The following is a 26590-nucleotide window of genomic DNA, read 5'->3' as shown; positions in this document are numbered from 1 at the left end:
TCACCACCCCAAGGACTTGAACAGTTCGGGAACGCCGTCGAGGGTTGGCAGGATCGCATCGGGTGTGTAGTCGGCCAGCAATTGGCGACCGGTGCCACGGTCGATCCATACGCAGCGAAAACCGATATCTCGCGCGGCGGCGTGATCCAGGTGCGGGCTGGCACAGATGTGCACCACCTCATCCAGGCTCACCCCCAGTTGTTCATGGGCATAGTCGAACAGACGGCGGTTGGGCTTGTAGGCACCGGCTTGCTGGGCGGTGATCACCCGGTCGATGTAGCCACCCAGTTGCGCCACATTGCCGGCGATCACGTCATCGTCGGTGTTGGAAACGATGCACAGTTTGTAGCCCAGGGCCTTCAACTGTTTGAGCGTATCCACCACTTCGGGAAACGGTGGCATGGCGCTGATACTATCAGTGAGAGTCGCACCATCGTGGTCATTGGCAGGCAAGCCCAGCTCCTTGAGCGCGAGTTGCAGGCTCAGCCCGGCGAGGGTGCGAAAGCTGCGGTGCGGTGGGGTTTGCTCCAGGGCGTGTTCGTGGTGGTCGTAGACGCTGAGCAGCGTTTCGCGGTCGATCTGGTGTTCGCCTTTCTGATCCAGGATCCGGTCGATGGCGGCACGCAGGCCTTCATCCCATTGGATCAGGGTGCCGTAGCAATCAAAGGTCAGCCACAGCGGGCGAGGCGAGTGTTCGAGTGGCATGGAGCACCTGTAAAAAGAGTGGGTGGTCGATGCAGCATAGGAAACCTCGCCCTTAGTAGGAAATTAAATTAACCTCTACATCACAGTTGAATTGTCGATAAGAAGGTTGCCGCCATGTTTGATCTGGAACTCTTGCACACACTGGTCTGCGTGGTCGACGAAGGCAGCTTCACCCGTGCCGCCGAGCGCGTGCACCGCACCCAGTCCACGGTCAGCCAGCAGATTCGCAAGCTGGAAGAAAGCGTCGGCCAGGTGTTGCTGGTGCGCGACCGTTCGGGCCAGCAAGTCAGTGCCACCGAACACGGCGAACTGCTGACCCATTACGCGCGCCGCCTGTTGAACCTGTCCCGCGAAGCCCGCGATGCCTTGGACACTGAGGCCAGCGTAGTGCCGGTGCGCCTGGGCGTGCCCGAGGATTTCGACGCGACGCGCATGGCGTCGATGCTTTCGGGTTTCGTACGTGCCCGCCCCGAGGCGCGGCTGGAGACGGTCAGCGGCATGAGCACCGACCTGCGCCGGCAATTGGAAAGCGGCGAAATCGACATCGCCCTGGTCAAGCGCGAAGCCGGCAGCGGCGAGTGCCACGCCAGCTGGCCTGAGCCCTTGGTGTGGGTATGTGGCCAGGGCCAGGATATGCAACTCGACACCTTGCCCCTGGCGCTGTTTCCCCAAGGCTGCATCTACCGCCAGCGCGCCATTCGCACCTTGGACAAGGCCCGGCGCAGTTGGCGCGTGGCGTTTGGCAGCCATAGCCTTACCGGGATCCAGGCGGCGGTCACGTCAGGGTTGGGCGTCAGCATCCTGCCGAAAAGTGCCGTGCTGCCCAGCCACCTAATCTGCACCGAGCTTCCTCCTGTGCCGTCGTCGGAACTGGCGTTGGTCAGCGGCGCCGAGCGCCTGAGCGCGACTCACCGTGGATTGATCGAGTGCCTGCGCGAGGAGATTTCACGGAGTCTCTGAACGCTCCAGCAGCAGCCGCTCCAGGGTGGCCACCGGCAATGGCCGGCTGAACAGGTAACCCTGGATCTGGTCGCAGCCGGCGTCTTTCAAGAACGCCAATTGCGCCTGGGTTTCCACGCCTTCGGCGACCACCCGCAGGTTTAGGCTGTGGGCCAGCTCAATGATGGTGCGGGTGATCGCGGCGTCCTGGGGGTTGCTGGTGACTTCGCGGATAAAGGCGATGTCGATCTTCAGCGTGTCGATGGGAAAACGCCGCAGGTACGCCAGGCTTGAATAGCCGGTGCCAAAATCGTCGATGGAAATTTTCACGCCCATGGCGTGCAAGCGTTGCAGGCTGGCGATGGTGTGCTGGGTGTTTTCCATCAATGAGCCTTCGGTCAGCTCCACTTCCAGCCAGTGCGGCTCGACGCCGGTTTGCGCGAGGATACGTGCGATATCGGCAATCAGGTCGCCTTCTATGAGTTGATGGCCGGAAACGTTGACCGACACCTCCACGGCGCCAATGGCACTGCGTTGCCAGTCCGCAATCTGTTGGCAAACGGCTTCGATCACCCAGCGTCCCACCGCTACGATCAGGCCGAGGCTCTCCAATACCGGTACGAATACCGCCGGGGAAACGGCGCCATGACCCGGTCGGTCCCAGCGCAGCAGGGCCTCAAGCGCGCAAAGCTGGCCCGTCGCAAGCTCGACTTTAGGCTGGTAGTGAACAATGAACTCATTGCGTTGCACGGCCTGGCGCAGGGCGGTTTCCAGGTCCCGACGGTCGACGTCAGGTTGCAGGGCTTGGCGTAGGTTATCCGCCCGCTCGCCGTGAGCGGTGAGCCGCAGCAGGTTGCGCACGCGCAGGGACAGTTCGATACGCTCGATCGGTTTGCTGAGGAACTCTTCGGCACCGCTCTCCAAACCACTGACGCGCGCACCAGGATCACTGAGGGCCGACAGCATGATGATGGGAATACCCGCCGTGACGTCGTCACTTTTCAATTGGCTGGCCACTTCATACCCATCCATCCCCGGCATCATGATGTCCAGCAGGATCAGGTCGGGCGGCTGTTGCGCCACCACCTGCAGCGCCTCTTCGCCGCTGCTCGCGCTGACGGTCTGGTAGCCTTCGTGGTGCAACAGCGTTTCCAGGAGCTTGCGCACCTGAGGTTCATCATCAACGATCAGCAGCGTGGCCATGGGTGCATTCTCATCTGAGAGGGTCGTTGTGGGTTTGCAGCAGCGTATCGATCACCTGATACAGCTCCTTGTAACGCAGGGGTTTGATCACATAGGCGTCGCAGCCGGCCAGCCGGGTCTTTTCACGGTCTTCCTTCATCGCCATGGCGGTCAGGGCGATCACCGGAATGTGCGCCGTCAGCGGGTCCTGCTTGAGCAGGGCCGTGGCGGTCAGGCCGTCCATGCCGGGCAGTTGGATGTCCATCAGGATCAAGGCCGGTTGCTGTTCGCGGGCCTGGGTCAGGCCGGTCTCGGCATCGGGCGCCCACACGGTTGTATGGCCGGCGTTCACCAGCAACAGGCGCGCCAGGCGCATATTGGCTTCATTGTCTTCAACGATCAGGACGTGGGCCATGGAGCCTCCGCCGCGCGGTGCAGTGGTAACCACGCCACAAACCGCGCGCCACAGCCTTCGCGACTGGCCACCGCGACACTGCCACCCTGCAAGTCCGCCAGTTGCTTGACCATCGCCAACCCCAGGCCCGTACCTTCGAATTTGCGCGCCAGGCTGCTGTCGATCTGGCTGAAGGCCTTGAACAGCTTGCCCATGTCATCTTCGGCAATGCCGATACCGGTGTCGCTGACGCTAAACTCCAGGAATTGCTGCTGAGGGCTCGCGGGCAAGGCAAAGCGATACACCGGCCAATCGCCGGGAATCTGTCCGACCTGTTCGCGGGTGACCTGGCGCACCGTCAGCGTTACCGAACTGCCGTGTTCGCTGAACTTCACCGCGTTGGCCAGCAGGTTGTAGACGATCTGCTTGGTCTTGCGCAGGTCCAGTTCCAGGTGGCCGAGGTCGTCGGGGCATTCCAGTTTCAATTGGATACGTTGCAGTGCGGCCTTTTCCCGCACGATCAGCAAGCTGTTGGCCAAAAGGCCCGCCAGCTCAACGCTTTCCAGCTCCAGTTCCATCATCCCGGCCTCGACCTTGGACAGGTCGAGAATGTCGTTGATCAATGACAGCAAGTGCTGGCCGCTGGTGAAGATGTCCCCGATGTACTCGCGCTGCGTCTCGCTCATGTCGCCGACCAGGCCGTCCTTGAGCGCCTCGGAAAAGCCAATCACCGCATTCAGCGGCGTGCGCAGCTCGTGGGACATGGTGGCGAGGAACTCGGACTTCATGTGGCTGGCGTGCTCCAGTTCCAGGTTCTTTTCTTCCAGGGCGCGCTCGAAGCCTTTGCGCTCGGCTTCTTCCTGTTTGCGCGCGGTGTTGTCGGTGCCGATCAGCAGGTAGCCGATGATGGTGTCATGCCGGTTGCGCAGGGCCGTCACCGAGACCATCGCCGAGAGGCGACTGCCGTCCTGGCGGATGTAGGTCAGCTCGTAGATGTCCTCGATACCCCGGGAAGCCTTGAACACCAGGGCTTCGAAACCCGGCGTGATCGGTGTGTCCAGTTCCAGGCTCAACGCCGCGGCGCGGGTGATCAGCTCGACGGGATCGGAAATATCGGCGGGGGTGATGCGGTTGACCACGTCGGCGGCGGCATAACCGAGCATGCGTTCGGCACCGACGTTGAAGATCTGGATCACGCCTTTTTCATCGGTGGCGATGCTGGAGAAGTAGGCGCTGTTGAAGATGGCGTCTTGCAGCGCGCCGGTCTTGAGCAGGGTTTTCTGCCGTTTGAACTCGACGATTTTTTCGGCGCGCGATTGCGGCTGTTCGGGTAACGGTGTGTCCATCGCTTGGGCGTTCCGTGACGTTCAGGCCCGCCACCGTCAACCGACAATGGCGCAGAGCATGCTCACAGAAGATCGCTTGGGGGCGATGAGGAGGAGATGAGGTCCTTGGACAATAGCAGACAAACGGTAAAACCGATGCTTTGCGTGCCTATTCAATAAATTGGCTTGATGAAACGTTTCTTCACCCGCAAAAACCGATAGGCAAGCGCTTGCGTAAAGAAATGTTTCTACATTAGAGTCGGCCCACTGACGACAAAAATAATAAAACCAGGAGCTCATTCATGAGCCTTGAACCCTTGCTTGAAATGCAGGGCATCAGCAAAACCTTCAACGGTTTGCGCGTGCTCAAGAATGTCGGCCTGAAGGTCTACCCCGGCGAAATCCACGCCTTGATGGGGGAGAACGGCGCCGGCAAGTCCACGCTGATGAAGATCCTCTCCGGCGCCTATCAAGCCGATCCCGGCGGTGAAATCCGCATTGCCGGTCAAACGGTAGCCTGCTTCGACCCCGCCACCGCGAAAACCCTCGGCATTGCCGTTATCTATCAAGAATTGAGCCTGTGCCCCAACCTCAGCGTGGCCGAGAACATCTACCTGGGCCGCGAACTGCGGCGTGGCTGGACCATCGACCGCAAGGGCATGGAGGCGGGGTGCGTCGAGGTGCTGCAACGCCTCGGCGCCGAATTCACACCCGCCACACGGGTCAGCAGCCTATCGATTGCCGAGCGCCAGTTGGTGGAGATCGCCCGCGCCCTGCATGCCCACGCCAAGATCCTGGTGATGGACGAACCGACCACGCCGTTGTCATCCCGCGAGACCGACCGGTTGTTCGCGTTGATCAAGCAACTGCGCAGCCAGGGCCTGGCGATCATCTATATCAGCCACCGCATGGCCGAGATCTATGAGCTGTCGGACCGCGTTTCGGTGCTGCGGGACGGCCAATACATCGGCGAGCTGACCCGCGACGCGCTGTCGGCCGAAGTGCTGGTGAAAATGATGGTGGGCCGCGACCTGTCGGGTTTCTACAAAAAGGAACACGCCGCCTACAACCCTGGCAACGTGGTGATGCGCGTGCGCGACATGGCCGACGGCAAGCGCGTGCGCCATTGCAGTTTCGACCTGCATGCCGGTGAGGTGCTGGGTATTGCCGGGCTGGTCGGGGCAGGGCGCACCGAGCTGGCGCGGCTGATCTTTGCCGCCGACCCACGCACCTCGGGCACCTTGGAAGTGGTCGGCAAGACTGTTACCCAGCTGCGCACGCCGGCGGACGCGATCCGTGCCGGCGTGGTCTATCTCACCGAAGACCGCAAGGCCCAGGGCCTGTTCCTCGACATGAGCGTGGCGGACAACATCAACGTCTGCGCCTGCGTGCCGGATGCGCATGCCGGTGGCGTGCTGGACCGCGGGCATGCCTTGCAGCGATCGAATGACGCGATCAAGTCGCTGTCGATTCGCGTGGCGTCGGGCAAAGTGAATGTTGGCGCGCTGTCCGGTGGCAATCAGCAGAAGGTGTTGCTGGCGCGACTGCTGGAGGTCAAGCCGCACGTGCTGATCCTCGACGAGCCTACGCGTGGCGTCGACATCGGCTCCAAATCCGAGATCTACCGCATCATCAATCAATTGGCCCAGGCCGGTGTCGGCATCGTGGTGATCTCCAGCGAGCTGCCGGAAATCATCGGCACCTGCGACCGCGTGCTGATCATGCGCGAAGGCCAGCTCGTCGCTGAAGTCGGCGGCGCCTCCGGCCAGGCTATTTCCCAGGAACGCATTATTGACCTCGCCACCGGTGGCGATCAGGTGGTTGCCCATGGCTGAGTTGAATATCGCGACAATCGGTAAAGCGGAACGCGCACGCGAGTTGATGCGCACGGTGGGCATGTTGCCGGTGCTGATCCTGCTGCTGGTGGGTTTTGCCCTGGCCAGCGAGAACTTCCTGACGGTGCAGAACCTGTCGATCATCACCCAGCAGGCGTCGGTGAATGTGGTGCTGGCGGCGGGCATGACCTTTGTGATCCTGACGGCTGGCATCGACTTGTCGGTGGGCGCGATCCTGGCCGCTTCAGCCGTGGTGGCGTTGCAGGCGTCGATGTCGCCGCAGTTCGGCATGTTCGGGATTGCTGCCGGCATCGGTTTCGGGCTGTTGCTCGGCCTGGTCAATGGCGGCTTGATCGCCTTTATGCGCCTGCCGCCGTTTATCGTCACTCTCGGCGCACTGACGGCCATGCGCGGGCTGGCGCGTTTGCTGGCAGATGACAAGACCGTATTCAACCCGGACCTGCCGTTTGCCTTTATCGGCAATGACTCGGTACTCGGCGTGCCGTGGCTGGTGATCATTGCCGTGGCCGTGGTGGCGTTGTCGTGGTTCATCCTGCGCCGCACGGTAATGGGCGTGCAGATCTACTCGGTGGGCGGCAACCCGGAGGCGGCGCGACTGTCGGGCATCAAGGTGTGGAAAGTGCTGCTGTTCGTCTACGCGATGTCCGGCGCGTTGGCCGGGCTGGGTGCCGTGATGAGCGCTTCGCGATTATTCGCCGCCAATGGCCTGCAACTCGGGCAATCCTATGAGTTGGACGCGATTGCGGCAGTCATTCTCGGTGGCACCAGTTTTACCGGCGGCGTCGGCACCATCGGCGGCACGTTGATTGGTGCGCTGATCATCGCAGTGCTCACCAACGGCCTGGTACTGCTGGGCGTGTCGGATATCTGGCAATACATCATCAAGGGCATCGTGATCATTGGCGCAGTGGCGCTGGATCGTTATCGCCAGTCCGGTGCGCGGACCTGATTCCTACAACAATCACAAGAGAGACCCGCATGAACCTCAAACGTATCTTTCCCGTCATTGCCTTGGCTGCCCTGATGTCCCAAGCCGTCGAAGCCCGTGAGTTGAAGGCCCTGGGCATCAGCATGGGCTCGCTGGGCAACCCGTATTTCGTGACGCTGGCCGATGGCGCCACGGCGCGGGCCAAGGAGCTGAACCCCAACGTCAAGGTCACCTCAGTGTCGGCTGACTACGACCTGAGCAAGCAGTTTTCGCAGATCGACAATTTCATTTCATCCAAGGTCGACCTGATCCTGATCAACGCCGTCGACCCTTCTGCCATGGCCTCGGCGATCAAGAAAGCCCGCGATGCCGGCATCGTTGTCGTCGCCGTGGATGTGGACGCCAAGGGCGTGAACGCGACCGTGCAGACCGACAACGTCGAAGCCGGCAAGCTGGCCTGCCAGTACCTGGTGGACAAACTCTCCGGCAAAGGCAACGTGATCATCCAGAACGGCCCGCAAGTCACCGCCGTGACTGACCGCGTCAAAGGTTGCAAGGCCGCGCTGGCCGCTGCGCCGGATATCAAGGTGCTGTCCGATGACCAGGACGGCAAAGGTTCGCGCGAAGGCGGCTTGAACGTGATGCAGGGTTACCTCACGCGCTTTCCGAAAATCGATGGCCTGTTCGCGATCAACGACCCACAAGCCATCGGCAGCGACCTGGCCGCCAAGCAGCTCAAGCGCAGCGGCATCATCATCACCTCGGTGGACGGCGCACCGGATATCGAGAACGCGCTGAAGACCGACTCGCAGATCCAGGCGTCGTCCAGCCAGGACCCGTGGGCCATGGCGCAGACCGCCGTCAATGTGGGCAATGACATTCTCAATGACAAAGCCCCGGCCGAAGCGGTTACCCTGCTCACGCCCAAACTGATCACCCGTGACAACGTCGCGACGTACAGCGGTTGGTCGAGCAAACATTGATCCACTGAGAAGGAACAGCGTCGTGGTCACCATGGATGACGTGGCAAGCAGGGCGGGGGTGTCGACGTCGACGGTGTCCCACGTGTTGAACGGCACCCGCAAGGTCAGCCCGGCCACTGTACTGGCGGTGCAGCAGGCGATCCAGGCGTTGGGCTATATCCCCAACACCCTGGCGCGCTCGCTGGCCCGGTCGAGCACCAACACCATCGGCGTGGCGATCTCGGCGTTGTCCAACCACTATTTCAGTGAGACGGTGCACGCGATTGAAACCGCGTGCGCCCAGCACGGCTACATGATGCTGTTTGTCGACACCCATGATGATCCGGAGCAGGAACTGCGAGTGGTCACGGCGCTGCATCATCGGCGGGTGGATGGGATTGTGCTGGCGCCTTCGAACGGCTCCAAGGCCCTGGATTATCTGCGCACCAACGAAATTCCAGCGGTGCTGGTGGACCGCATGATGAGTGAGCACTTCGACCAGGTTGGGGTGGAGAATGCCCAGCCTACCCAGGTACTGGTTGAACACCTTATCGCCCATGGTCATCGGCGGATCGGCTTTATCGCCGGTCGCGAGGGGTTCAGCACCACCGATGAGCGTGTCGCCGGTTACCGCGCCGCATTGCAGGGGGCGGGGCTGGTGTTTGATCCGGAGCTGCTGGTCAATGGCGGCTCCAATACTGAGCCGGCGCGCCAGGCCACGGTGCAGTTGCTGGGCTTGGCGGCACCGCCGACGGCGATCATGGCCGGCAACAACCTGATGACCCTGGGCGCCATGCAGGCCCTGCGTGACGCGCAGATCGACGTGCCAGCGCAGATGGCGCTGGTGGGTTTTGATGATTTCGACTGGGCGGATTTTTTCGTGCCGCGCCTGACCTTGATCGCGCAGCCGGTGCAAGCTCTCGGTGTCCAGGCGGTGAACCTGTTGTTGCAACGCATGGCATCGCCCCACGCGCCGACCCAGAGCCTGCGCCTGGCGCCGACCCTGCAATGGCGTCATTCATGTGGCTGTAATGGAGTGGAATGACCCCGTATGAGCAATCCCGTTTCCCTCGGCATCGACCTCGGCACCTCGGAACTCAAGGCCATCCTCATGGACCTCGACGGTACGGTGCTGGCCCATGCCGGCGTGCGCTTGAGCGTGTCTCGGCGTCATAGCGGCTGGTCCGAGCAAGACCCGCAGGATTGGTGGCAGGCCTGTGTGCAAGCGCTGGCCCAGTTGCGCCTGCATGAGGCATTTGCGCGTGTGGCCTGTATCGGCCTGTCCGGGCAGATGCACGGCGCGGTGTTGTTGGGGGCGGATGATCGGGTGTTGTACCCGGCGATTCTGTGGGATGACTCCCGTGCGGTCGCCGAGGCCGAGCAGTTGGGCCCGGAATTCTCCGGCATCACCGGCAGCTTGCCGATGGCCGGGCTGACGGCGCCGAAACTGCTGTGGCTGCGACACCATGAACCTGAAGTGTTCAGGGCCATTGACTGTGTGCTGTCACCCAAGGACTACCTGCGGTTGCGCCTGAGTGGCGAACGCATCAGTGAGATGTCGGATGCTGCCGGCACGTTATGGCTGGATGTGGCACGACGCGCGTGGTTCGCTCCCATGCTGCGCGCTACGGGACTTGCGCCGGAGCAAATGCCCCGGTTGATCGAAGGCGGTGCCGCGAGCGCTTGTTTGACAGCGATGGACCTTGGGTTGTCGGCTGACGTCGTGATTGCTGGCGGCGGTGGCGACAACCCGGTGGCGGCTGTCGGTATCGGTGCGATCAATGCTGGCGACGGCTTCATCACCCTCGGCACCAGCGCAGCCATCGTCGCAATCACCGACCACGCCGCCGGCAACCCGGCCAGCGCCGTGCACAGTTTCTGCCATGCGCTGCCCAACCGTTGGTACACCATGGGCGCCATGCTCGCCGGGGCCAGTTGCCTACGCTGGGTCACACGGCTGACGGGTACTGCGGATGAGCAGGCGTTGCTGGACCAGGTGCAGGCGCAATTGCCGATCGAACAACCCGTGCCACTCAGCACGCCTTTGTTTCTGCCGTACCTTGCCGGTGAGCGCACCCCCCACAACGACCCACTGCTGCGCGGCGGTTTCATGGGCCTGGGCCACGACTGCACACCCGCGATGCTCGGTTATGCCGTGATGGAAGGCGTGGGTTTCGGTTTGCTGGATGCGCTGCGCGCCATGCAATCGGCCGGCGCCGAAGTCGGGGCCTGCGCATTGGTGGGCGGCGGGGCGCGCAGCGAGTATTGGGCGCAGTTGCTGGCCAATATCCTGCAACGGGAGATTTTTACGTTGCACGGCAGTGAGTTGAGCGCCTGCATCGGGGCTGCGAAGCTGGGCTTTCTGTCGATCGGGCAGGGGGAGAGACTGTTGCAGGCGGGGATGGCGGTGAAGGCGCGATACTTGCCGGATGCCAAGCAGCAGGCGGTACTGGAAGTGCGATATCGCAAGTTCCAAGGCTTGCTTGCTGCGGCAAAAGCGCTGCATGGCTAAGGGCTGCTCTCTCTGTCGAGCGGGCTTGTTTGTGGCAAGCCTGCTCGCCACAGGAAACCTGCTCACCACAACAAGCCTGCTCACCACAGAAAACCTGTTTATTTATTCATCAGCTCGCGCAATACGGTTTGTAACGGCGTCGCCCCTTTAAGCACCTGATCATGCTCAAAACAAATCCACCCTTCATTGAACCCATCCACCATGCGCATGCGCGGCAATGGGTTCTGCGCACCTTGCGAGCGCAGCAGCGCTTCCCAGGTATCACGCTCAACCACCTCGGCATGCACGTCGCGGCCCAGCAATTGCGCAAGCGTCCGGGCGATGTCGTTGGGGCTCACCCATTGGCCTTCCAGTTCCACCACACGCTGGCCGGCCCAGTCCTGTTGCAGCAACTGCGCCGCCACGCTGCCGATATCCGCCGTGGCAATCATCGGCACGGCTTTGTCCAGCGGTTGCAGGAAGCTATGGATCACGCCGGTGTCGCGGGCTGAGATCACGTCGTACAGCGAGTTCTCCATGAACCACGCCGGGCGCAGGAAGGTGACGGGGATGTCGAGGGCGCTAAGGGCTTGCTCCATCAAGGTGCGCTGGGTCAGCAGGTTGAGCTGCTCGGCCTGGGCGCCGATGGTCGACAGGCACAGCACTTTCGGCGGTGCGGCGGCCTGCAGGGCCTGGCTGACGGCGCTGATCACGGCGCGGGCTTCGGGGAAGCCGGGTTGCGGATCAAAGCCTGGCGGCGGCAGGATGAACACGCCGGTCGCGCCGGTGAATGCAGCCGTCAGCGCTTGAGCATCTTCCATCTCTGCAAACACGACGTCGCAGCCCAGGTCAGCCCAGTAGACCGCTTTGCCTGCATCGCGCACGACCGCGCGCACCGGTTGGCCCGCCTTGATCAAGTTATGCGCCAGGGCGCCGCCGACTTTGCCTGTGATTCCCGTAATGACGTACATGAGCGTTTTACCTGTTATTCCAAAGAGTGGCGCCAGGATAAACAGCGCTCAATCATGACGGAATGCTCGCTCAGGCATTTCGCTAGTGACTCAAAATCACTAATCCCCCAGCGGCGGCAGGCGGCGTTTCACCGGGGTTTTCTTGACGATGGCAGTGTTGGTTTCGGCGTAGGCATTCAGCTTGTCGAGCAGGCTGTCCAGATGATCCATGGTGCGCACATGCAGGCGTGCGATGAAGCAGTCATCGCCGGTCACCTTGTCGCACTCGGTGAATTCGGGAATCGCCTGGATCTGCCGTTCCACCTCATGCAATTTGCCGGGCAGGGGGCGGATGCGCACAATGGCTTGCAGCAGGTAGCCGAAATGCTTGGGGTCGATATCGACGGTGTAGTGGGTCAGCACGCCGCGTTCTTCGAGACGGCGCAAACGTTCACCGACGCTGGGCGAAGACAACCCGGTAATGCCGGCCAGGGCCTTGAGGGACAGGCGCGAGTCGTCCATCAAAGCCGCGATGAGTTGCTGGTCGATGGTGTCAATCATGGTGTCCACCTAATAAGTAAAGGCAATCCAGCGATTTGGCCTTTTTTAGGCGCTGGAGCCGCTCCCGAGCAGATTGCCATAATTGAGCCTCACTTGAGGAGCTTCAATCATAGACACATCCATCCGTCGCGGGTCGTGGGAAATGATCGCCGCCATGCTGATCTCGGGCACCATTGGCTGGTTCGTATTGGTGTCTGGCGTGTCGGTGATCGAAGTGGTGTTTTGGCGTTGCGTGATCGGCGGGCTGACGCTGTTGCTGGTCTGCGCACTGCTGGGTTACTTGCGCCTGGGCCTGCTGAGCTGGGCCAAGCTCGGCCTGGCGATGCTCAGCGGCGTGGCGATTGTCGGCAATTGGTTGCTGCTGTTCGAATCCTATTCCCGTGCGTCGATTGCCATCAGCACAGCGGTGTACAACGTGCAGCCGTTTATGTTGGTGATGCTGGCGGCGGTGTTCCTGGGGGAAAAAATCACCGTACAGAAACTCGCGTGGCTGAGTGTGGCGTTCCTGGGCATGCTGGCAATTGTCACTGCCCATGGCGACCAACCGACTGGCGACGACTACCTGGTCGGCATCGCCCTGGCGCTGGGCGCGGCCTTTCTGTACGCCATTGCGGCACTGATCATCAAGCGTCTAAAAGAAGTGCCGCCGCATCTGATGGCGTTGATCCAGGTGACTACCGGCGCGCTGTTACTCGCGCCGATGGTGCCTTGGAACAGTCTGCCGGCCACCCCCAATGCCTGGACGGCACTGGTGACGCTGGGTGTGGTGCATACCGGCTTGATGTACGTGTTGTTGTACGGCGCGATCCAGAAACTGCCCACGGCCATTACCGGTGCGCTGTCGTTCATCTACCCGATTGCGGCGATCTTCGTCGATTGGATCGCCTTCGGGCATCGCCTGGGTTGGCTGCAATGGCTGGGTGTGGCGGCGATTCTGCTGGCGGCGGCGGGGTTGCAGCGGGGCTGGTGGTGGCCCCGCTCCCAGAGGGTCAGTGCGTACCCTGGAAAATGATGTTTTCCGGGTTGAAGTGCTCCACTGCGCTGCCTGGCTGCGGCAAGCCAAGGATGTGGCCCTTGATCTTGCCCACCACGTGCATCTCACACGGCTTGCAGTCGAACTTCAGGGTCAGCACTTCATCGCCATGGATCAACTGCATCGGCGCGACCTTGGTCTTCACGCCCGTGACACCCTTGGCCTGTTTAGGGCACAGGTTGAACGAGAAGCGCAGGCAGTGCTTGGTGATCATCACCGGCACTTCGCCGGTTTCTTCATGGGCTTCGAAGGCGGCGTCGATCAGCTTCACGCCGTGACGGTAATAGAAATCACGGGCCTTCTGGTTGTAGACGTTGGCCAGGAACGACAGATGCGCTTCCGGATAGACCGGCGGCGGAGTGGTTTCGGCTTTGCGTCCACCACGCGGGTGAGCGGCCACACGGGCAGCGGTCAGCGCTTCGATCACTTCGCGGCGCAAGGCCTTGAGCTGTGAGTTAGGGATGAAGAACGCCTGCGGCGCATCCAGTTGGATGTCGGTCGCGTGGTATTCGGTGGTGCCCAACTGGCCGAGCAAGTCGCGCAGGGTGTCGAGCGCCTGTTCCGGCTTGTTGGCCACGCCGAACGGGCCGGGCAGGGTGACGCTGGCGCTGATGCCTTCTTCGCTGGTGGCGGTGACTTCCAGCTGCGCTTCGCGCAGGCGGGCGGCCCAGGTCAGGCCGATACGGCGTTCGGATGAAGTCTTGAGCAGCGCCTGTTGCCAGTTGTGGTCCAGGTTACGGTTCAACGGGTGGTTCGGGCGCAGTTGGTGCAGGCCGGCCGGCATTTCGTTCGGCTCGACGCGGTAGCGGTAGCGCTTCTCGCCGTCTTCCTCGAACTCGCCTTTAGGCTCGGCGATGTTGGCGCGGAAACCCACCACTTCGCGCTTGATCAGCACGTTCAGGCCATCGCCATTGGACAGCGGCTCATGGGTGACCACTTGCAAGTCACGCTTGCCGGCTTTTTCCACCACACCCACCGGCAGGCCGGTGAACGTTGGGGTGTCGAAGGCGCCGATGTCGACCTTGCGATCGGTGACGAAATAGTCGGTGCTGCCACGGTGGAAGGTTTTTTCTGGATCGGGCAGGAAGAAATGCGCGGTACGGCCGCTGGACGCACGGGCCAAGTCCGGGCGGTCTTCAAGCACGTCGTCGAGGCGCTGGCGGTAGTAGGACGTGATGTTCTTCACATAGCCCATGTCCTTGTAGCGGCCTTCGATCTTGAACGAACGCACGCCCGCTTCGACCAGCGCGCGAATATTGGCGCTCTGGTTGTTGTCTTTCATCGACAGCAGGTGCTTTTCAAAGGCCACGACGCGGCCCTGGTCATCTTTCAAGGTGTACGGCAAACGGCATGCCTGGGAGCAATCGCCCCGGTTGGCGCTGCGGCCGTTCTGTGCGTGAGAGATGTTGCACTGCCCGGAGAACGCCACGCACAAGGCGCCGTGGATGAAGAACTCGATGGCGGCATCGGTTTCGTCGGCGATCGCGCGGATTTCCTGCAGGTTCAGCTCACGGGCCAATACCAACTGCGAGAAACCGGCTTGGTCGAGAAACTTGGCGCGGCCCAAGGTGCGAATGTCGGTCTGGGTGCTGGCGTGCAGCTCGATGGGCGGAATATCCAGCTCCATCACCCCCAGGTCTTGCACGATCAACGCGTCCACACCCGCGTCGTAGAGCTGATGGATCAGCTTGCGCGCGGGTTCCAGTTCGTTGTCATGCAGAATGGTGTTGATCGTGGTGAAGACGCGCGCGTGATAACGGCGGGCGAATTCCACCAGGGATGCGATATCGCTCACGTCGTTACAGGCGTTATGGCGCGCGCCGAAGCTTGGGCCGCCAATGTACACGGCGTCGGCGCCATGCAGGATCGCCTCGCGCGCGATGGCGACATCGCGGGCAGGGCTGAGCAATTCCAGGTGATGCTTGGGCAAGGACATAGTTTTTTTAGTCAGGCTTGTCACGGTTGAGGCGGGCATTGTAGCGATGAAAATCCCTACAAGCATCCGCGCATTGTCCTATTGTGACCGCTGGCGAAGCTGACTCAGGCCTTGGCGGCCATCGCAGTGACTTCCACGCGCATGCCCTCTACCGCCAACGCGGCAACGCCAACCGCCGCACGCACGGGCCAGGGCTTGGCAAAAAAGCGCTTGTAGACCTCGTTGAAGGCGCCGCGATCGGCCATATCCGTCAGATAAATGGTCAGGTGCATCACCCGGTCCATAGAGCTGCCGGCCTTTTCCAGGGCGACTTTCAAGGCTTGCAGGGTGCATTCGCTTTGCAGGGTGATATCGCCCAGCTCCAGGCTGCCATCGGCGCGGGTTGGGATCTGGGTGGACACCAGGATGCCGTTGAAGCCGATCACATCCGAAGAAATCGAATCGGCATCGGGATCCGGGGTGTAGTGCAGGTCGTAGTTGGCCATGGGCGCCTCTCATTGGCAGGTTCAGAAAGGCGCCCATGGTCCCCGAAAAATACCGCAGGGGCAAACTACGCCCAGCGGCGGAACAACACGCTGGCATTCACGCCGCCAAAGCCGAAGCCGTTGGACAGCGCGTATTCAATCGGCATCGGCCGGGCTGCACCACGCAGCAGGTCCAGGCCATCCGCAAGCGCGTCGGGGTTTTGCAGGTTGAGGGTGACCGGGGCGACCTGATCACGCAGGGCGAGTACGGTGAAGATGGCTTCGATACCGCCCGCAGCGCCCAGCAGGTGCCCGGTGGCAGATTTGGTCGAGCTGATTGCCGGGCTGCCGTTAGCGCCAAATACCGTCCTGATCGCGGCCAGTTCGCCTTTATCGCCTACCGGTGTGGAAGTCGCGTGAGCGTTCAAGTACTGCACTTGGGCCGCCTCGATGCCGGCCTGGCGCAAGGCTTGCTGCATGGCGCGTCGCGCACCGTCGCCGTCTTCCGGGCCGGCCGTCATGTGGTAGGCATCGGCACTGGTGCCGTAGCCCACCAACTCCGCAATGGGCTGTGCGCCACGTGCCAGGGCATGCTCCAGTTCTTCGATAACGAGGATGCCGGCGCCTTCGCCCATGACAAAACCGTCGCGCGCCTGATCGAATGGCCGCGAAGCCAATTCGGGCGTGCCGTTGAAGTCACTGGACAGCGCCCGCGCCGCCGCAAAACCCGCCAGGCTGACCCGATGAATCGCCGCTTCCGCGCCGCCGCACACCGCCACATCGACTTCACCGGCACGAATCATTCGCGCCGCATCACCGATGGCCTGCACACCTGCGGCACAGGCGGTCACCGGCGCCCCCAGCGGGCCTTTCAAGCCGTAATTGATCGACACATGCCCAGCGGCCATGTTGCTCAAGAAGGACGGGATGGTAAACGGCGATAAACGCCGTGGGCCTTTGCTGTCAGTGGTGCGTACTGCATCGGCAATCGCCGGGAAACCGCCAACACCAGACGCAATAATGGTCGCCGTACGTTCCTGTTCTCCCACTGTGTTCGGCGCCCAGCCGGCCTGCTTCAAGGCTTCATCCGCCGCCGCCAGCGCGAACAGGATAAAGCGGTCCATCTTGCGTTGTTCCTTGGCCGCAAGCAGGCGGTCCGGGTCAAATCCGGCTTCAGGATCCTGGATAGCGCTCTGCACCTGGCCACCGATGCTGACGGCCAAATCCCCGATCAACTCTTCCGGCAGGCGACGGATGCCCGATTGCCCGGCCAACAGGCGGCGCCAGGTGGATTCCACGTCAGCGCCCAACGGCGTCAGGGCGCCCATGCCTGTCACAACGATGCGTTTACTCATGATCAATCGACTCCGGTTGCGGTGAGGGAACAGACCCTATGGACGTCACTATCATCATGAAAGTAACATGGCGTCACACACATTTGCACTGACCCACAGGAAGCGCCATGCAACGCAAGTCCCTCATCAGCGACGAATGCCCGATCGCCCGCAGCCTTGAGCGGGTAGGGGAGTGGTGGAGCATTCTGATCATGCGCGACGCCTTGCACGGCCTGCGCCGCTTCGACGAGTTCTCGCGCAGCCTGGGCATCGCGCCGAATATGCTGACGCGCCGTTTGAATGGCCTGGTGGAGGCGGGGATGTTGGAGCGGCGACCCTACAGCGAGCGACCGCCACGCTACGAATATGTGCCGACGGCCAAGGGTGAGGACTTCAGTGTGGTGCTGATGTCGCTGGTGGCCTGGGGCAACCGGCATTTCGCCGAAGAAGGCTACAGTGTGGAAGTGGTGGAGCGTGCGACCGGTTTGCCGGTGCAGCCGGCGATGGCGAATGCCGCAGGCCAATGTGTGCCGTTGGACCAGTGCACGATCCAAGCCGGTCCAGCCGCCAGCGCAGGGATGCGCCAGCGGTTGGGGGCGATGCCGGATTGATTAGAGCAAGGTAAACGGATAGTCGACGATCAGCCGCAACTCATTCAGGTCACCATCACGTTGGTCGGCGTTCGACGCCACGATTGCATCGCGGACACGCAACGACAGGTTTTTCGCCGGGCCACTCTGGATCACGTACTTGGCCTCCAGGTCGGTTTCGTGGTGCGCGCCGTCGGCGCCGTAGTCGCCCACATAGGCGCTGTGATCCGGTGCATGGGTGCCATTGATGTCCGAGCCGTTGATGTAGCGGCCCATGAAACTCAGCCCTGGCACGCCATAGCTGGCCATGTTCAGGTCATACCGAATGCCCCAGGACTGTTCGCCCGGCCCGTTGAAGTCCCCCCATTGCACCGAGTTGGCCAGGTACACCGAATCGCCGCCTTCGCCCGCGCCGTTGTTGCCGGTGCCGATGTAGTCAAACGGCGTGTCGCCATGCACTTTCTGGAACGACAGCGTCAACGTGTGCGCCTGCAGGAACGAGTACGCCGCCGCCAGCGAGTAGGTGGTGTTGTTGATCGCGCCGGCCTTGGCGCTGCCAGTATCGAGGGTGCGATAGAGGTTGCCATCCAGCGCGAGTGACTGGTCATGGGCCAGCGGGATCACGTAGTTGAGGTTGGTGTAGTACTGGCGCCAGATGTCTTCCAGTTCACCGGCATAGACGGTCGCGCTCAGGGACGGGCTGAAGGTGTATTTGCCACCGACGAAACTGGCACTGTTGGCGGCGATATTGGCGTAGGTCGCGTAGATATCGTGGTCATGGTTGCTGGTCATGCCGCTGTTGGTGCTGGTGAAATGCCCGGCTTCCAGGTCCAGGCCGGCGATTTCACTGCTGGTCAGGTCGAAACCGGTGGCGGTCTGCGGCAACAGGCGGGTGCCGCCGGTGGCGAAGACCGGGGCGGTGGGTTGCATGTCACCGAATTTGAGCTGGGTCTTGGAGATCTTGATCTTCACCGCCGCACCCACGGAGCCGTAGGCGTCTTCGGGGTCGCCATGCCGGTCGGTCGGCAGGTTGCCGGTGCCGGCATCCGCGTGGGTGGCGTCCAGTTTCAGCCCGCCGTAGGCGTAGGCATCCACGCCGAAGCCGATAGTGCCCTGGGTGAAGCCCGAGGCGTAGTTGAGCATCGCGCCCTGGGTCCAGTCGATGTTATCGGCCCGGCCACCTTCGCGATTACGGTTCATGTAGTAGTTGCGCAACAACCCGGTGACGCTGCTGCCCTCGATAAACCCCTTGGAGTCCGCCTGGTCGGTGACCGTTTCGGCAAACGCCAGTTGACTGATACCGGCACACACCGCCAGTGCTAACAGGCTCGACTGTTTAATCATGTTGTAACTTCCCCGGAAGAATGAACGCGCGCACAGAAACACCGCACTGATTGGAGGGTGCATAAAGTTGTATGGGCAGATGTTTGCAGGTGAGCTGTTACGGTTTTTATTGTGTTCGGCGTGGTTGCCGAGCTTGATTCTAAGCCCAGTCTGCGGGGCCTGCAGCGGGCCAAGGGATGAAACTCGATTAATTAAACTTCACTATTTTTAATCGACTGCGGGTGTAGCGTGGACGCTGTCTTAGCCGCTCTGCTTCGACAAAGTCCTTTGGTTGCCGCCGCAGACTCTGCGGCGGATTTTTTTGCGTGGCCGGGTTAGTTGAACTCACCTATGCTGCGCCACACCATTGGCATCCACCCTTCGAGACGCTGCATGAGCCTGAAATCCACCCACCTGCCGGCCTTGATCGCGTTCGAATGCGTGGCCCGTCATATGAATTTTGCGCGGGCGGCGGCCGAGATGGAGGTCACGCCCACGGCGATGTCCAAGACCATCAAGCAGCTCGAAGCGCAATTGGGCGTGCGCCTGTTCAACCGCACCACGCGCAGCGTGGCGTTGACTGAGTCGGGCAACCAATTGCTCGACACCTTGGCCCCGGCCCTGGAGCAGATCCGCTTCTCGGTGCAGCAGGTACACGACACCGCCAGCCGCCCGTATGGCGCGTTGAAAATCAACAGCTCCTACGTGGCCTACGCCTCGCTGATCGAACCGCATGTGGCGGCGTTTCTCGCGCACTACCCGGACATCAGCCTGGATATCGCCCTGGACAATGGCTTGAGCGACATCATCGGCGCAGGCTTCGACGCCGGTATCCGCCTGGGCCAGGCCTTGCAGCGTGACATGATCGCGGTGCCGCTGGGGGCGTCGCAGCCGATGGTGGCCGTGGCCACGCCGGAGTATCTGGCACGCTCGGCGCCGTTGAACACACCTGAAGACCTGCTGGCCCACGACTGCATCCATCAGCGTTTGAGCAGTCGCGGGCCGCTGATGGATTGGACGTTTCGCATCGGCAAGGCCAATGTCGAGCTCCAGGTGAAGGGACGCCTGGTGCTGGATGAGATGCGCACCACCTTGTCGGCGGCGCGCCTGGGATGTGGCGTGGCCCTGGTATTCCGGCCGTTTGCCCAGGCGGACATTGCCAGCGGCGCGTTGGTCGCGTTGCTGGAAAAATACGCCGCGCCCGCCGAGACCTTCCACCTGTATTACGCCAACCGTGCGCAAATGCCCGGAAAGCTCCGGGCATTTATCGACTTCTTCCAGGCGCGTAACCGTCAGGCCACCGAGTAGCCGCCGTCGGCCAGCAGGGCGTGACCGGACACGTAGCTGGCATCTTCCGAGCCCAAGAACGCCACGACCGTCGCCATCTCTTCAGCCGTGCCGAAACGACTGGCCGGCGTGCTGGCGGCGAACGCCTGCTGGGCTTCCACCGACGGCCAGATCCCGCGATGGTGGAAGGGTGTTTCGATCAGCCCTGGGCAAAGCGCATTCACCCGCACCCCTTGTTTGAACCACTCGATGGACGCGGTCTTGGTCATGCCCACCACGGCGTGCTTGGTGCCGATATACAGCGCGGCATTCTCGAAACCGATCACGCCGCCCATGGACGCATTATTGATGATGCTGCCAAAGCCCTGCTCCAGCATCACCTTGGCCTCGTACTTCATGCAGTTGAAGACGCCGCGCACATTGGGTTCGAACACCAGGTCGAAGCGCGCATTGTCCTGCTCGATCAGCGGCGCGAACACGCCTTCGGTGCCGGCATTGTTGAAGGCGATGTCCAGCTGGCCGTAGGTGTCCACGGCAAACTTGACCATGGCAATGATGTCGGCTTCGCGGGTCACGTCGACCACGATGGAGGAAGCGATACCGCCGTGGGCGATGATCTCGGCAACCACCTCGTCCAGCTCACTCTGGCGGCGGGCAGCGGCAACGATCTTTGCGCCGCGTTGAGCCAGGACAACGGCAGTTGCACGGCCAATGCCAGAGCTGGCGCCGGTGATCAGCGCGACTTTGCCTTCAAGCTGGCGGGGAGTGGATAAGGTCATGGAAAGCTCCGTTCATGTGCTGCGCAAGGCGGTGTGCTTGCGCTATGGGCACAGGTTACGGCGGATGATTACCTTGGATAATCCACGCAATAGTTAACGAGTTATGAGCTTTAGGTTCATAGTTTGGCCGTCATGGAATAAAACCCGTGACCAGGACGTTTGGAGAGGAGAACCTTCCTACCTCAAATTGGCCTTAACGATGCCGGATGACACAAAAACAAGGCAACGCGTTGCCCGTGAATTCATTTTAGAAAAGCACATGGACGCCATTGAGCGAGCCTCAGTCAAAGGCAACTTCTCCATCAGTTTCAGGTCGGCTGGCCGCGCCACGCTCCTGGCTTTAGAGCGTGGCGCAGCCGCCAAGGGCCATAACATCCTGGAAAAAACCATCAAGCAAAGCTCCCTCGCCAAGGCATATGGTCCCGACAAGGCCAACGACTTGCTGCTGCGCCTGCGCACCGCCGGGCTGGAGGGTTATGTGGGTCATTGGGACCCAACGGGACTGGTCGGCGTTTACCTCAGTGGCGATCTTGAGGATGACACGTCGATCCAACCCATCGACATCAAGAACCTGGAAGGCAGCCTCGCTGCACTCAAGCGGCTCGGGAACTGGCAGAAGAAGGCTTTCACCGGGGATTATGACGCGCACGACATCATCACCTTCCGTGGCGCTGGACGGCCACGAACCGTGCTGGCGGGCTCCATTGAAGAGCAGCAAGTGATCGATTGCATCAACCGCGAAGTGGCACTGGATGACAGTAACCGGCCATTCGCCGTGCGCCAGCACAATGTGTTGCGACACGGCCCGCAGGTCAATTACCTGTCCTACATGGTCAGCCATGAAAAAGATAATGTGCAACAGGCTGGCGGTGTCTCCGGGGCCGTCGCCAGGCCAGGCGAGTTTCCGATTGCGGCGGTGCGCAAGAACACTTGGACGATCATCAACGACATCACGCAATTGGCGCAGTACTACACGTCATTGGGGGCGGTGATGAAGGAAAGTTGGCAGCCGGAAGGCGTCAGAACATTTGTCGACCAACCGGGACTTCCCGGCATTGTAAGGCTGGGGCGGCGTGGTGAGTGAAGAGGAGGGGGGATCCCCCCTCGTTCTGGCGTGAGTCTTACTCTTTTACATCCATGAACTCTTCAGCCCACGCCACGTAGTTTTCCGGCAGCGTGTAGGTGTGCGTCAACTCGGTGGCACTGAGGTTATCGGTGCTGTGGGTCAACTGGCGTTGGGCACGCAGGCTGTCATAGGTCGCCTTGATCGCGGCAAAGTAAGCGCCGTGGCCGGCAACCACCACACGCACGCCGAGACTCGCCAAGCGCTTGGCGTCATTGAGCTTGGGATTGCCGTAAGTCACCAGCATCAGTGGCACCGTCAGGTTCTCTGCAATCTTCTCCAGATGCTCGAAGTCCGCTACACCGACCATGCAAATCCCATCGGCGCCGGCTTTCTGATACGCCAGGGTGCGCTCGATGACGGCTTCGGTCGGCAACACACCGGCATTGGTCCGGGCAATGATCGACAGCTCGGGATCAACACGGGCTTCCAGCGCGGCGCGGACCTTGCCGATGCCTTCTTCGATGGAGATCAGGTCGGTGGACTTGCGGCCAAACTGCGCGGGCAGCAACGTGTCTTCAATGGTCAACGCGGCCACACCGGCACGCTCAAGCTCTTCGACGGTGCGCATCACGTTCAGCGCGTTACCGTAGCCGTGGTCGGCGTCGGCAATGAACGGCAGTTGGGCGACACGCCCGATACGGGTGGCTTGCTCAACGAACTCACTCAGGGTGATCAGCGCGAAATCGGGTGCGGCCAATACCTGCAACGACGCAACGGAGCCACCGAGGATGCCAACTTCGAAACCCAGGTCAGCGGCAATGCGCGCCGACATCGGGTCAAAGACGGAAGCGGTTTCAACGCAGGTTGGGGTGGCAAGCAATTCACGGAAGGTGCGGCGCAGGGCTGAGTGAGAAATCTTTGGCATGGGCTTTCCTGGTTCTGGTCATCGTCTTGTGACGATCAATGTCTATTCGTGGTAGTGCGAGGTTAACATGCGGGCGGATAGGAGATGATGACGTTTCAGCATCAGAGAGGGCGCAACTGCATGGAGCATGGGTTTACGGTTTGGGAGTGGACAGGGTCCCAACCTTGAGCGTCAACCATGGGTGAGTGTACGGTGGGAATCAGCTAGTCTGGCCTTGGCACTACGGTTTGAAAGATAAATTATAATTGCAGGGAGCTAATGGCAGCATATGAAGAAAATAGGCGCAGTCGTAGGTGATCTCTATCACCGGCACTATATTGATGATGCATTCGCTACTTTCAAGGCCGCGCAAGGTAGCAACAGAGTATTGGTTATAACGTACTGCAGCTATGAATATCTTGTTGATGCACTCGAATTTCTGACGGAGCACGTGTTTCCCCATGGCAAGTCCCATCGAATCATTCTTGGGCTCGCAGGCATTGGGGATGGCCGAAATTTAAATACGAAAGCCTTGCAGGCTGAGCTGACTACTATTATTGACCGCATCCCTCCAACGGTGGAGCTTTTTCTTCATGTGGCGTGCCACATTAAGATGCTGAGTTATGATTCGATCACGGTCATAGGCTCGCAAAATATATCCTCAACATCATTGGCGCTGTCCGAAAGGGAACGTAAAAAATATAAGTATCATGAGGCGCAGATTGAAATAACCGACAACAATCAAGCGCTGGCTAGTGCTCTATTCGACGAGACACTGAAGAACCCGTCCTTATACACCAGGGTTTCTCAGCAGTCTGTGGCATCCAGGGTGTCGCAAGCGTTGATCTCGGGCGCAAAAGCCGAGGGAGAGAAGCAGAAAATCAAGCTTGCACGGGACCTGGGCGAACTTATGAAGTGTGAGGTCGCTATTCCCAAGTATCTGAATCTTCACCCGAGCGTTGAGAACAACAAGTATTTTATTGAGGCTATGATTAAGTTTTACAACACGGAATCCCCTGATCAATACGATGTTGATGAGATATATCGCGTGATTTATGCAGATCGGGATGACTATCCGGCGGGAAAACAATTTACCGACTACGTTTATAAAATCACCCAGCTTGTCGGGATGACGGATGACTCAACATTCCCGCAGAAAAATGCCGTGATCAGTGTATTTCGCGCGGTGTATTCAAACAGGCTGGGGTTCGCCGATGAATCCGACTTTGACGCCTTTCGGGAAGCCGTGGTTCGCGTAGTAGAAGATCATTATGCGACCCACAAAAAGGAATTGATTCTAAAGCACCAACATACACTGGTTCAGCGAATAATTGAAAATCCTGGCAGCGAGCAAGCCATTGCTTTTTGTCGTGACGATGAAGGAGGGCTCATGGACTACTGCATTCGGGAGGCACTCGAAAGTGGCAGGATTGATATTGATCGCTACTTAAAAGACATGGACTTCTCCGCTTATATATGGGATGTGCATAAATTGTTCATGATGTTTTATCACTCGGGACTTGAGCGTGCGTTTTCTGAGGTGCACAGCGCCTACGATAATTATTCTGAAGCATATGAGAGAGAAATCCTCAACGGCAGTTGAGGGAGCAGCCAATGAACTCTACGTTTTTTGTTTCTTTGGACGGGCCTAAAGGCACCGGCAAAACCACGCTGCTGGAGGCCGTAACGGCAGCGCTGAGGGCAGACAATAAGAAAGTCATCCGACTGTGCGAGAGAAAAAGCGATCCGTACAGAAGGGAAACCATGGCTATTGTTAACGAACTGGCCAGGAATTCTTCGCAGGAAATGGAATGGGCTGTGTGCGAACGCTTTGCTGACAGTCGTAGCTGGATTTCCCGGAACGTGCTGGCTCAGCAGCCGCGGGGCAGCATTATCCTGATGGATCGCTGGTATCCGTCTGATGCTGCGTTTCGACACACCATCCCATTTGCAGAGATTCTCCAGATGAATCTGGAGCGCAACGTGCGAGTGCCGGATCTGCAGGTTGGAGTCGTCACCGCGCCGGATATTTCATGGGCAAGGGCAACGGCACGATCACGTGGATTGGGTGGCACGGTGATCCACAAGTACTCAGAGCATGTCGTGTGTACCGAGAGGTTCGAGAGAGCCGTTGCAGATCATGGTTGGGTGCTGTGCCGCAATGAAGGTACGGTCGAAGATGCGGTGAAGCAGGTAGTGGCTGAGATCCGGAAAATAGTGCGGTGATACGAACAGCCAGATACGGTATTTAACATAATATACATTATGCGTAATATCGTATTGCGTAATCAGGGGCAGTGCCCATCAGATTTCAACAGGCAAAACCCCTATCTCACTCAAACCTGAGCAAAGCCTCCATCGACAAACATTTCACTGCCGGTCATGAAGCTGCTCTCATCCGATGCCAGGAACAACGCTGCCGCTGCAACTTCCTCGGGCTTGCCAATACGGCTCAATGGAACCTGCGCGGTCATGTCGTCGATGATTGCGTCTTTCTGGCCTGTACCTGAAAGCGCCAGGTCCAAGCCCGGTGTCGAGATCGGCCCTGGTGAAAGTACGTTGACGCGAATGCCTGTGCCTTTCAGGTCCAGCGCCCAGCTCCTGGCGAAATTACGCAGCGCCGCTTTGGTGGCGCTGTACACGCTGAATGCCGGTGTGCCCATGGTGCCTGTGGTCGAACCCGTGAGGATCACCGAGCTGCCGGCGCTCATCAGTGGCAAGGCTTTTTGTACAGTGAACAGCGTGCCTTTGACGTTGATGCCGAAGGTACGGTCAAACGATTCCTCGGTGATCGAGCCGATCGGCTGGAAATCCCCCAGGCCTGCATTGGCAAACAGCACATCGACCCGGCCTTTGGCGGCTTTGACTTGGGTGAACACGCGGTCAAGGTCGTCCAGTTTTGAAATGTCGCCTTGTATGGCGATGGCTTCAGGGCCAATCAGTTGCAGCGCCTTGTCCAGTTCCTCTTGTCGACGGCCTACAATGACGACTTGAGCGCCTTCCGCCGCGAAGCGAATGGCGGTTGCCAGGCCGATGCCGCTGTTGCCACCGGTAATGACTGCGATTTTTCCGTTGAGCCTGCTCATGGTGAACTCCAATGAATAAGGTTGAGGCCCAACTGTAGATCTACGCTATTCTTTTGAATAGTATGCACCTTTTGGTAAGTACCCTACGTGGAGTCAGCTCGATCATGGCCAACAACTCATTCAATTGCGGGCTCGAGGCCGCCCTGGCGGTGATTGGCGGTAAATGGAAGCCGCTGGTGCTGTTCAACCTTGCGCAAAATGTTCATCGATATGGGGAATTAAGACGCGCGATTGGCGGCGTGACCGATAAGGTGCTGATCCAGCAACTCAAGGAATTGGAGCGCGACGAGATCATCTCCCGCGTGGATTTCCAGGAGATACCGCCCAAGGTCGAGTACTCGCTGACACCGTTCGGGCGGTCCTTGGCGACGGCGTTGGGCGGGCTGTGCCAATGGGGTACGGAGCATATGCAAACCGTTGAGCGTATCGCTGAGCGGCGTACGGCCACCCTCTCCCAGTCTTGAGTCCCCTGCCCTGATAGCCAACTCAACTAAA

At 60.3% G+C, this 26590-nt stretch carries 26 protein-coding genes; 13 read left to right on the top strand and 13 right to left on the bottom strand.

The window, feature by feature from the left end:
• On the bottom strand, window positions 1–705 hold the full coding sequence (locus tag HX823_RS12865; protein WP_038848620.1) for a haloacid dehalogenase type II: 705 nt from the start codon (window positions 703–705) through the stop codon (window positions 1–3).
• A 114-nt stretch (window positions 706–819) separates the two neighbouring features.
• Here HX823_RS12865 and HX823_RS12860 point away from each other — a divergent pair, with 114 nt between their 5' ends.
• Window positions 820–1665 carry a LysR family transcriptional regulator gene (locus HX823_RS12860; protein ID WP_177075085.1) on the top strand — a complete coding sequence of 282 codons (846 nt, stop codon included), beginning with the start codon at window positions 820–822 and terminating at the stop codon, window positions 1663–1665.
• Here the strand turns inward: HX823_RS12860 and HX823_RS12855 are convergent.
• From HX823_RS12855 to HX823_RS12845, 3 genes are read right to left on the bottom strand one after another with little or no spacing between them, the layout of a single operon-like run.
• Window positions 1651–2847 carry an EAL domain-containing response regulator gene (locus HX823_RS12855; RefSeq protein ID WP_177075084.1) on the bottom strand — a complete coding sequence of 399 codons (1197 nt, stop codon included), beginning with the start codon at window positions 2845–2847 and terminating at the stop codon, window positions 1651–1653. The genes HX823_RS12860 and HX823_RS12855 overlap by 15 nt on opposite strands.
• Window positions 2848–2857: 10 nt before the next feature.
• The gene (locus HX823_RS12850; protein WP_038848625.1) at window positions 2858–3241 is read right to left on the bottom strand and encodes a response regulator; all 384 of its coding nucleotides are present in this window, start codon (window positions 3239–3241) and stop codon (window positions 2858–2860) included.
• Window positions 3226–4566 (bottom strand): HAMP domain-containing sensor histidine kinase, encoded by a 1341-nt coding sequence (locus HX823_RS12845; RefSeq protein ID WP_177075083.1) that lies wholly within the window; start codon window positions 4564–4566, stop codon window positions 3226–3228. Before HX823_RS12845 ends, HX823_RS12850 begins: the two co-directional genes overlap by 16 nt.
• Window positions 4567–4847: 281 nt before the next feature.
• Between HX823_RS12845 and HX823_RS12840 the strand changes: the two genes are divergently transcribed.
• The 5 genes from HX823_RS12840 to xylB are packed head-to-tail and all read left to right on the top strand — an operon-like array spanning window position 4848 to window position 10803.
• Window positions 4848–6380, top strand: a complete 1533-nt coding sequence (locus tag HX823_RS12840; protein WP_177075082.1) for a sugar ABC transporter ATP-binding protein — start codon at window positions 4848–4850, stop codon at window positions 6378–6380.
• The gene (locus HX823_RS12835; RefSeq protein ID WP_016975702.1) at window positions 6373–7350 is read left to right on the top strand and encodes a sugar ABC transporter permease; all 978 of its coding nucleotides are present in this window, start codon (window positions 6373–6375) and stop codon (window positions 7348–7350) included. Before HX823_RS12840 ends, HX823_RS12835 begins: the two co-directional genes overlap by 8 nt.
• A 29-nt stretch (window positions 7351–7379) precedes the next feature.
• Window positions 7380–8312, top strand: a complete 933-nt coding sequence (locus tag HX823_RS12830; protein ID WP_177049523.1) for an ABC transporter substrate-binding protein — start codon at window positions 7380–7382, stop codon at window positions 8310–8312.
• A gap of 22 nt (window positions 8313–8334) precedes the next feature.
• The gene (locus HX823_RS12825) at window positions 8335–9336 is read left to right on the top strand and encodes a LacI family DNA-binding transcriptional regulator (protein ID WP_177075081.1); all 1002 of its coding nucleotides are present in this window, start codon (window positions 8335–8337) and stop codon (window positions 9334–9336) included.
• A 6-nt stretch (window positions 9337–9342) separates the two neighbouring features.
• The gene (gene xylB / locus HX823_RS12820; protein ID WP_177075080.1) at window positions 9343–10803 is read left to right on the top strand and encodes a xylulokinase; all 1461 of its coding nucleotides are present in this window, start codon (window positions 9343–9345) and stop codon (window positions 10801–10803) included.
• Window positions 10804–10901: 98 nt separating this feature from the next.
• Here the strand turns inward: xylB and HX823_RS12815 are convergent, their stop codons facing one another.
• On the bottom strand, window positions 10902–11753 hold the full coding sequence (locus tag HX823_RS12815) for an NmrA family NAD(P)-binding protein (RefSeq protein WP_177075079.1): 852 nt from the start codon (window positions 11751–11753) through the stop codon (window positions 10902–10904).
• Window positions 11754–11852: 99 nt separating this feature from the next.
• Complete coding sequence (locus HX823_RS12810) at window positions 11853–12293, bottom strand: Lrp/AsnC family transcriptional regulator (RefSeq protein WP_038843286.1); 441 nt, start codon at window positions 12291–12293, stop codon at window positions 11853–11855.
• Between the two features lie 109 nt (window positions 12294–12402).
• On the opposite strand from HX823_RS12810, the gene HX823_RS12805 reads away from it, so the two are divergent.
• Entirely contained in the window at window positions 12403–13305 is a 903-nt protein-coding gene (locus tag HX823_RS12805; protein WP_177075099.1) for a DMT family transporter, read from the top strand.
• On the opposite strand, the gene HX823_RS12800 is transcribed toward HX823_RS12805, so the two are convergent.
• The 3 genes from HX823_RS12800 to fabF all read right to left on the bottom strand — a co-directional run bounded on the left by HX823_RS12800 (window position 13283) and on the right by fabF (window position 17081).
• Window positions 13283–15262, bottom strand: coding sequence for a U32 family peptidase (locus HX823_RS12800; protein WP_177075078.1), 1980 nt, complete (start codon window positions 15260–15262; stop codon window positions 13283–13285). The two genes, HX823_RS12805 and HX823_RS12800, sit on opposite strands and share 23 nt — an antisense overlap.
• A gap of 104 nt (window positions 15263–15366) precedes the next feature.
• Window positions 15367–15747, bottom strand: a complete 381-nt coding sequence (locus HX823_RS12795) for a RidA family protein (protein WP_177075077.1) — start codon at window positions 15745–15747, stop codon at window positions 15367–15369.
• A 65-nt stretch (window positions 15748–15812) separates the two neighbouring features.
• The gene (gene fabF, locus HX823_RS12790; RefSeq protein WP_177075076.1) at window positions 15813–17081 is read right to left on the bottom strand and encodes a beta-ketoacyl-ACP synthase II; all 1269 of its coding nucleotides are present in this window, start codon (window positions 17079–17081) and stop codon (window positions 15813–15815) included.
• 107 nt (window positions 17082–17188) lie between these two features.
• Between fabF and HX823_RS12785 the strand changes: the two genes are divergently transcribed.
• Window positions 17189–17671: a helix-turn-helix domain-containing protein gene (locus HX823_RS12785; protein WP_177075075.1), complete on the top strand. Its 483-nt coding sequence runs from the start codon at window positions 17189–17191 to the stop codon at window positions 17669–17671.
• On the opposite strand, the gene HX823_RS12780 is transcribed toward HX823_RS12785, so the two are convergent.
• Window positions 17672–18994 (bottom strand): OprD family porin, encoded by a 1323-nt coding sequence (locus HX823_RS12780; protein WP_177075074.1) that lies wholly within the window; start codon window positions 18992–18994, stop codon window positions 17672–17674.
• A 372-nt stretch (window positions 18995–19366) separates the two neighbouring features.
• Here HX823_RS12780 and HX823_RS12775 point away from each other — a divergent pair, with 372 nt between their 5' ends.
• Window positions 19367–20281 carry a LysR family transcriptional regulator gene (locus HX823_RS12775; protein WP_177075073.1) on the top strand — a complete coding sequence of 305 codons (915 nt, stop codon included), beginning with the start codon at window positions 19367–19369 and terminating at the stop codon, window positions 20279–20281.
• On the opposite strand, the gene HX823_RS12770 is transcribed toward HX823_RS12775, so the two are convergent.
• Window positions 20266–21039, bottom strand: coding sequence for an SDR family NAD(P)-dependent oxidoreductase (locus HX823_RS12770; RefSeq protein WP_038843303.1), 774 nt, complete (start codon window positions 21037–21039; stop codon window positions 20266–20268). The genes HX823_RS12775 and HX823_RS12770 overlap by 16 nt on opposite strands.
• 259 nt (window positions 21040–21298) lie before the next feature.
• Here HX823_RS12770 and HX823_RS12765 point away from each other — a divergent pair, with 259 nt between their 5' ends.
• A complete protein-coding gene (locus HX823_RS12765; protein ID WP_218169756.1) occupies window positions 21299–22123 on the top strand; it encodes a hypothetical protein in 825 nt (274 codons plus the stop codon).
• 37 nt (window positions 22124–22160) lie between these two features.
• On the opposite strand, the gene HX823_RS12760 is transcribed toward HX823_RS12765, so the two are convergent.
• On the bottom strand, window positions 22161–23030 hold the full coding sequence (locus tag HX823_RS12760; protein WP_033902205.1) for an oxaloacetate decarboxylase: 870 nt from the start codon (window positions 23028–23030) through the stop codon (window positions 22161–22163).
• A gap of 268 nt (window positions 23031–23298) precedes the next feature.
• Between HX823_RS12760 and HX823_RS12755 the strand changes: the two genes are divergently transcribed.
• Together HX823_RS12755 and HX823_RS12750 are read left to right on the top strand one after the other, a co-directional pair.
• Complete coding sequence (locus tag HX823_RS12755) at window positions 23299–24612, top strand: hypothetical protein (protein ID WP_177075072.1); 1314 nt, start codon at window positions 23299–23301, stop codon at window positions 24610–24612.
• Between the two features lie 11 nt (window positions 24613–24623).
• Window positions 24624–25235 (top strand): dTMP kinase, encoded by a 612-nt coding sequence (locus tag HX823_RS12750; protein WP_177075071.1) that lies wholly within the window; start codon window positions 24624–24626, stop codon window positions 25233–25235.
• A gap of 110 nt (window positions 25236–25345) precedes the next feature.
• On the opposite strand, the gene HX823_RS12745 is transcribed toward HX823_RS12750, so the two are convergent.
• Window positions 25346–26095, bottom strand: a complete 750-nt coding sequence (locus tag HX823_RS12745) for an SDR family NAD(P)-dependent oxidoreductase (protein WP_122727041.1) — start codon at window positions 26093–26095, stop codon at window positions 25346–25348.
• A 104-nt stretch (window positions 26096–26199) separates the two neighbouring features.
• On the opposite strand from HX823_RS12745, the gene HX823_RS12740 reads away from it, so the two are divergent.
• A complete protein-coding gene (locus HX823_RS12740; protein ID WP_033902872.1) occupies window positions 26200–26559 on the top strand; it encodes a helix-turn-helix domain-containing protein in 360 nt (119 codons plus the stop codon).
• Window positions 26560–26590: the final 31 nt, after the last annotated feature.

The sequence above is a fragment of the Pseudomonas sp. P7759 genome, assembly GCF_013386445.1.
GTDB lineage: Bacteria > Pseudomonadota > Gammaproteobacteria > Pseudomonadales > Pseudomonadaceae > Aquipseudomonas > Aquipseudomonas azotoformans_A.
This window is presented reverse-complemented; position numbering and strand designations above follow the sequence as displayed.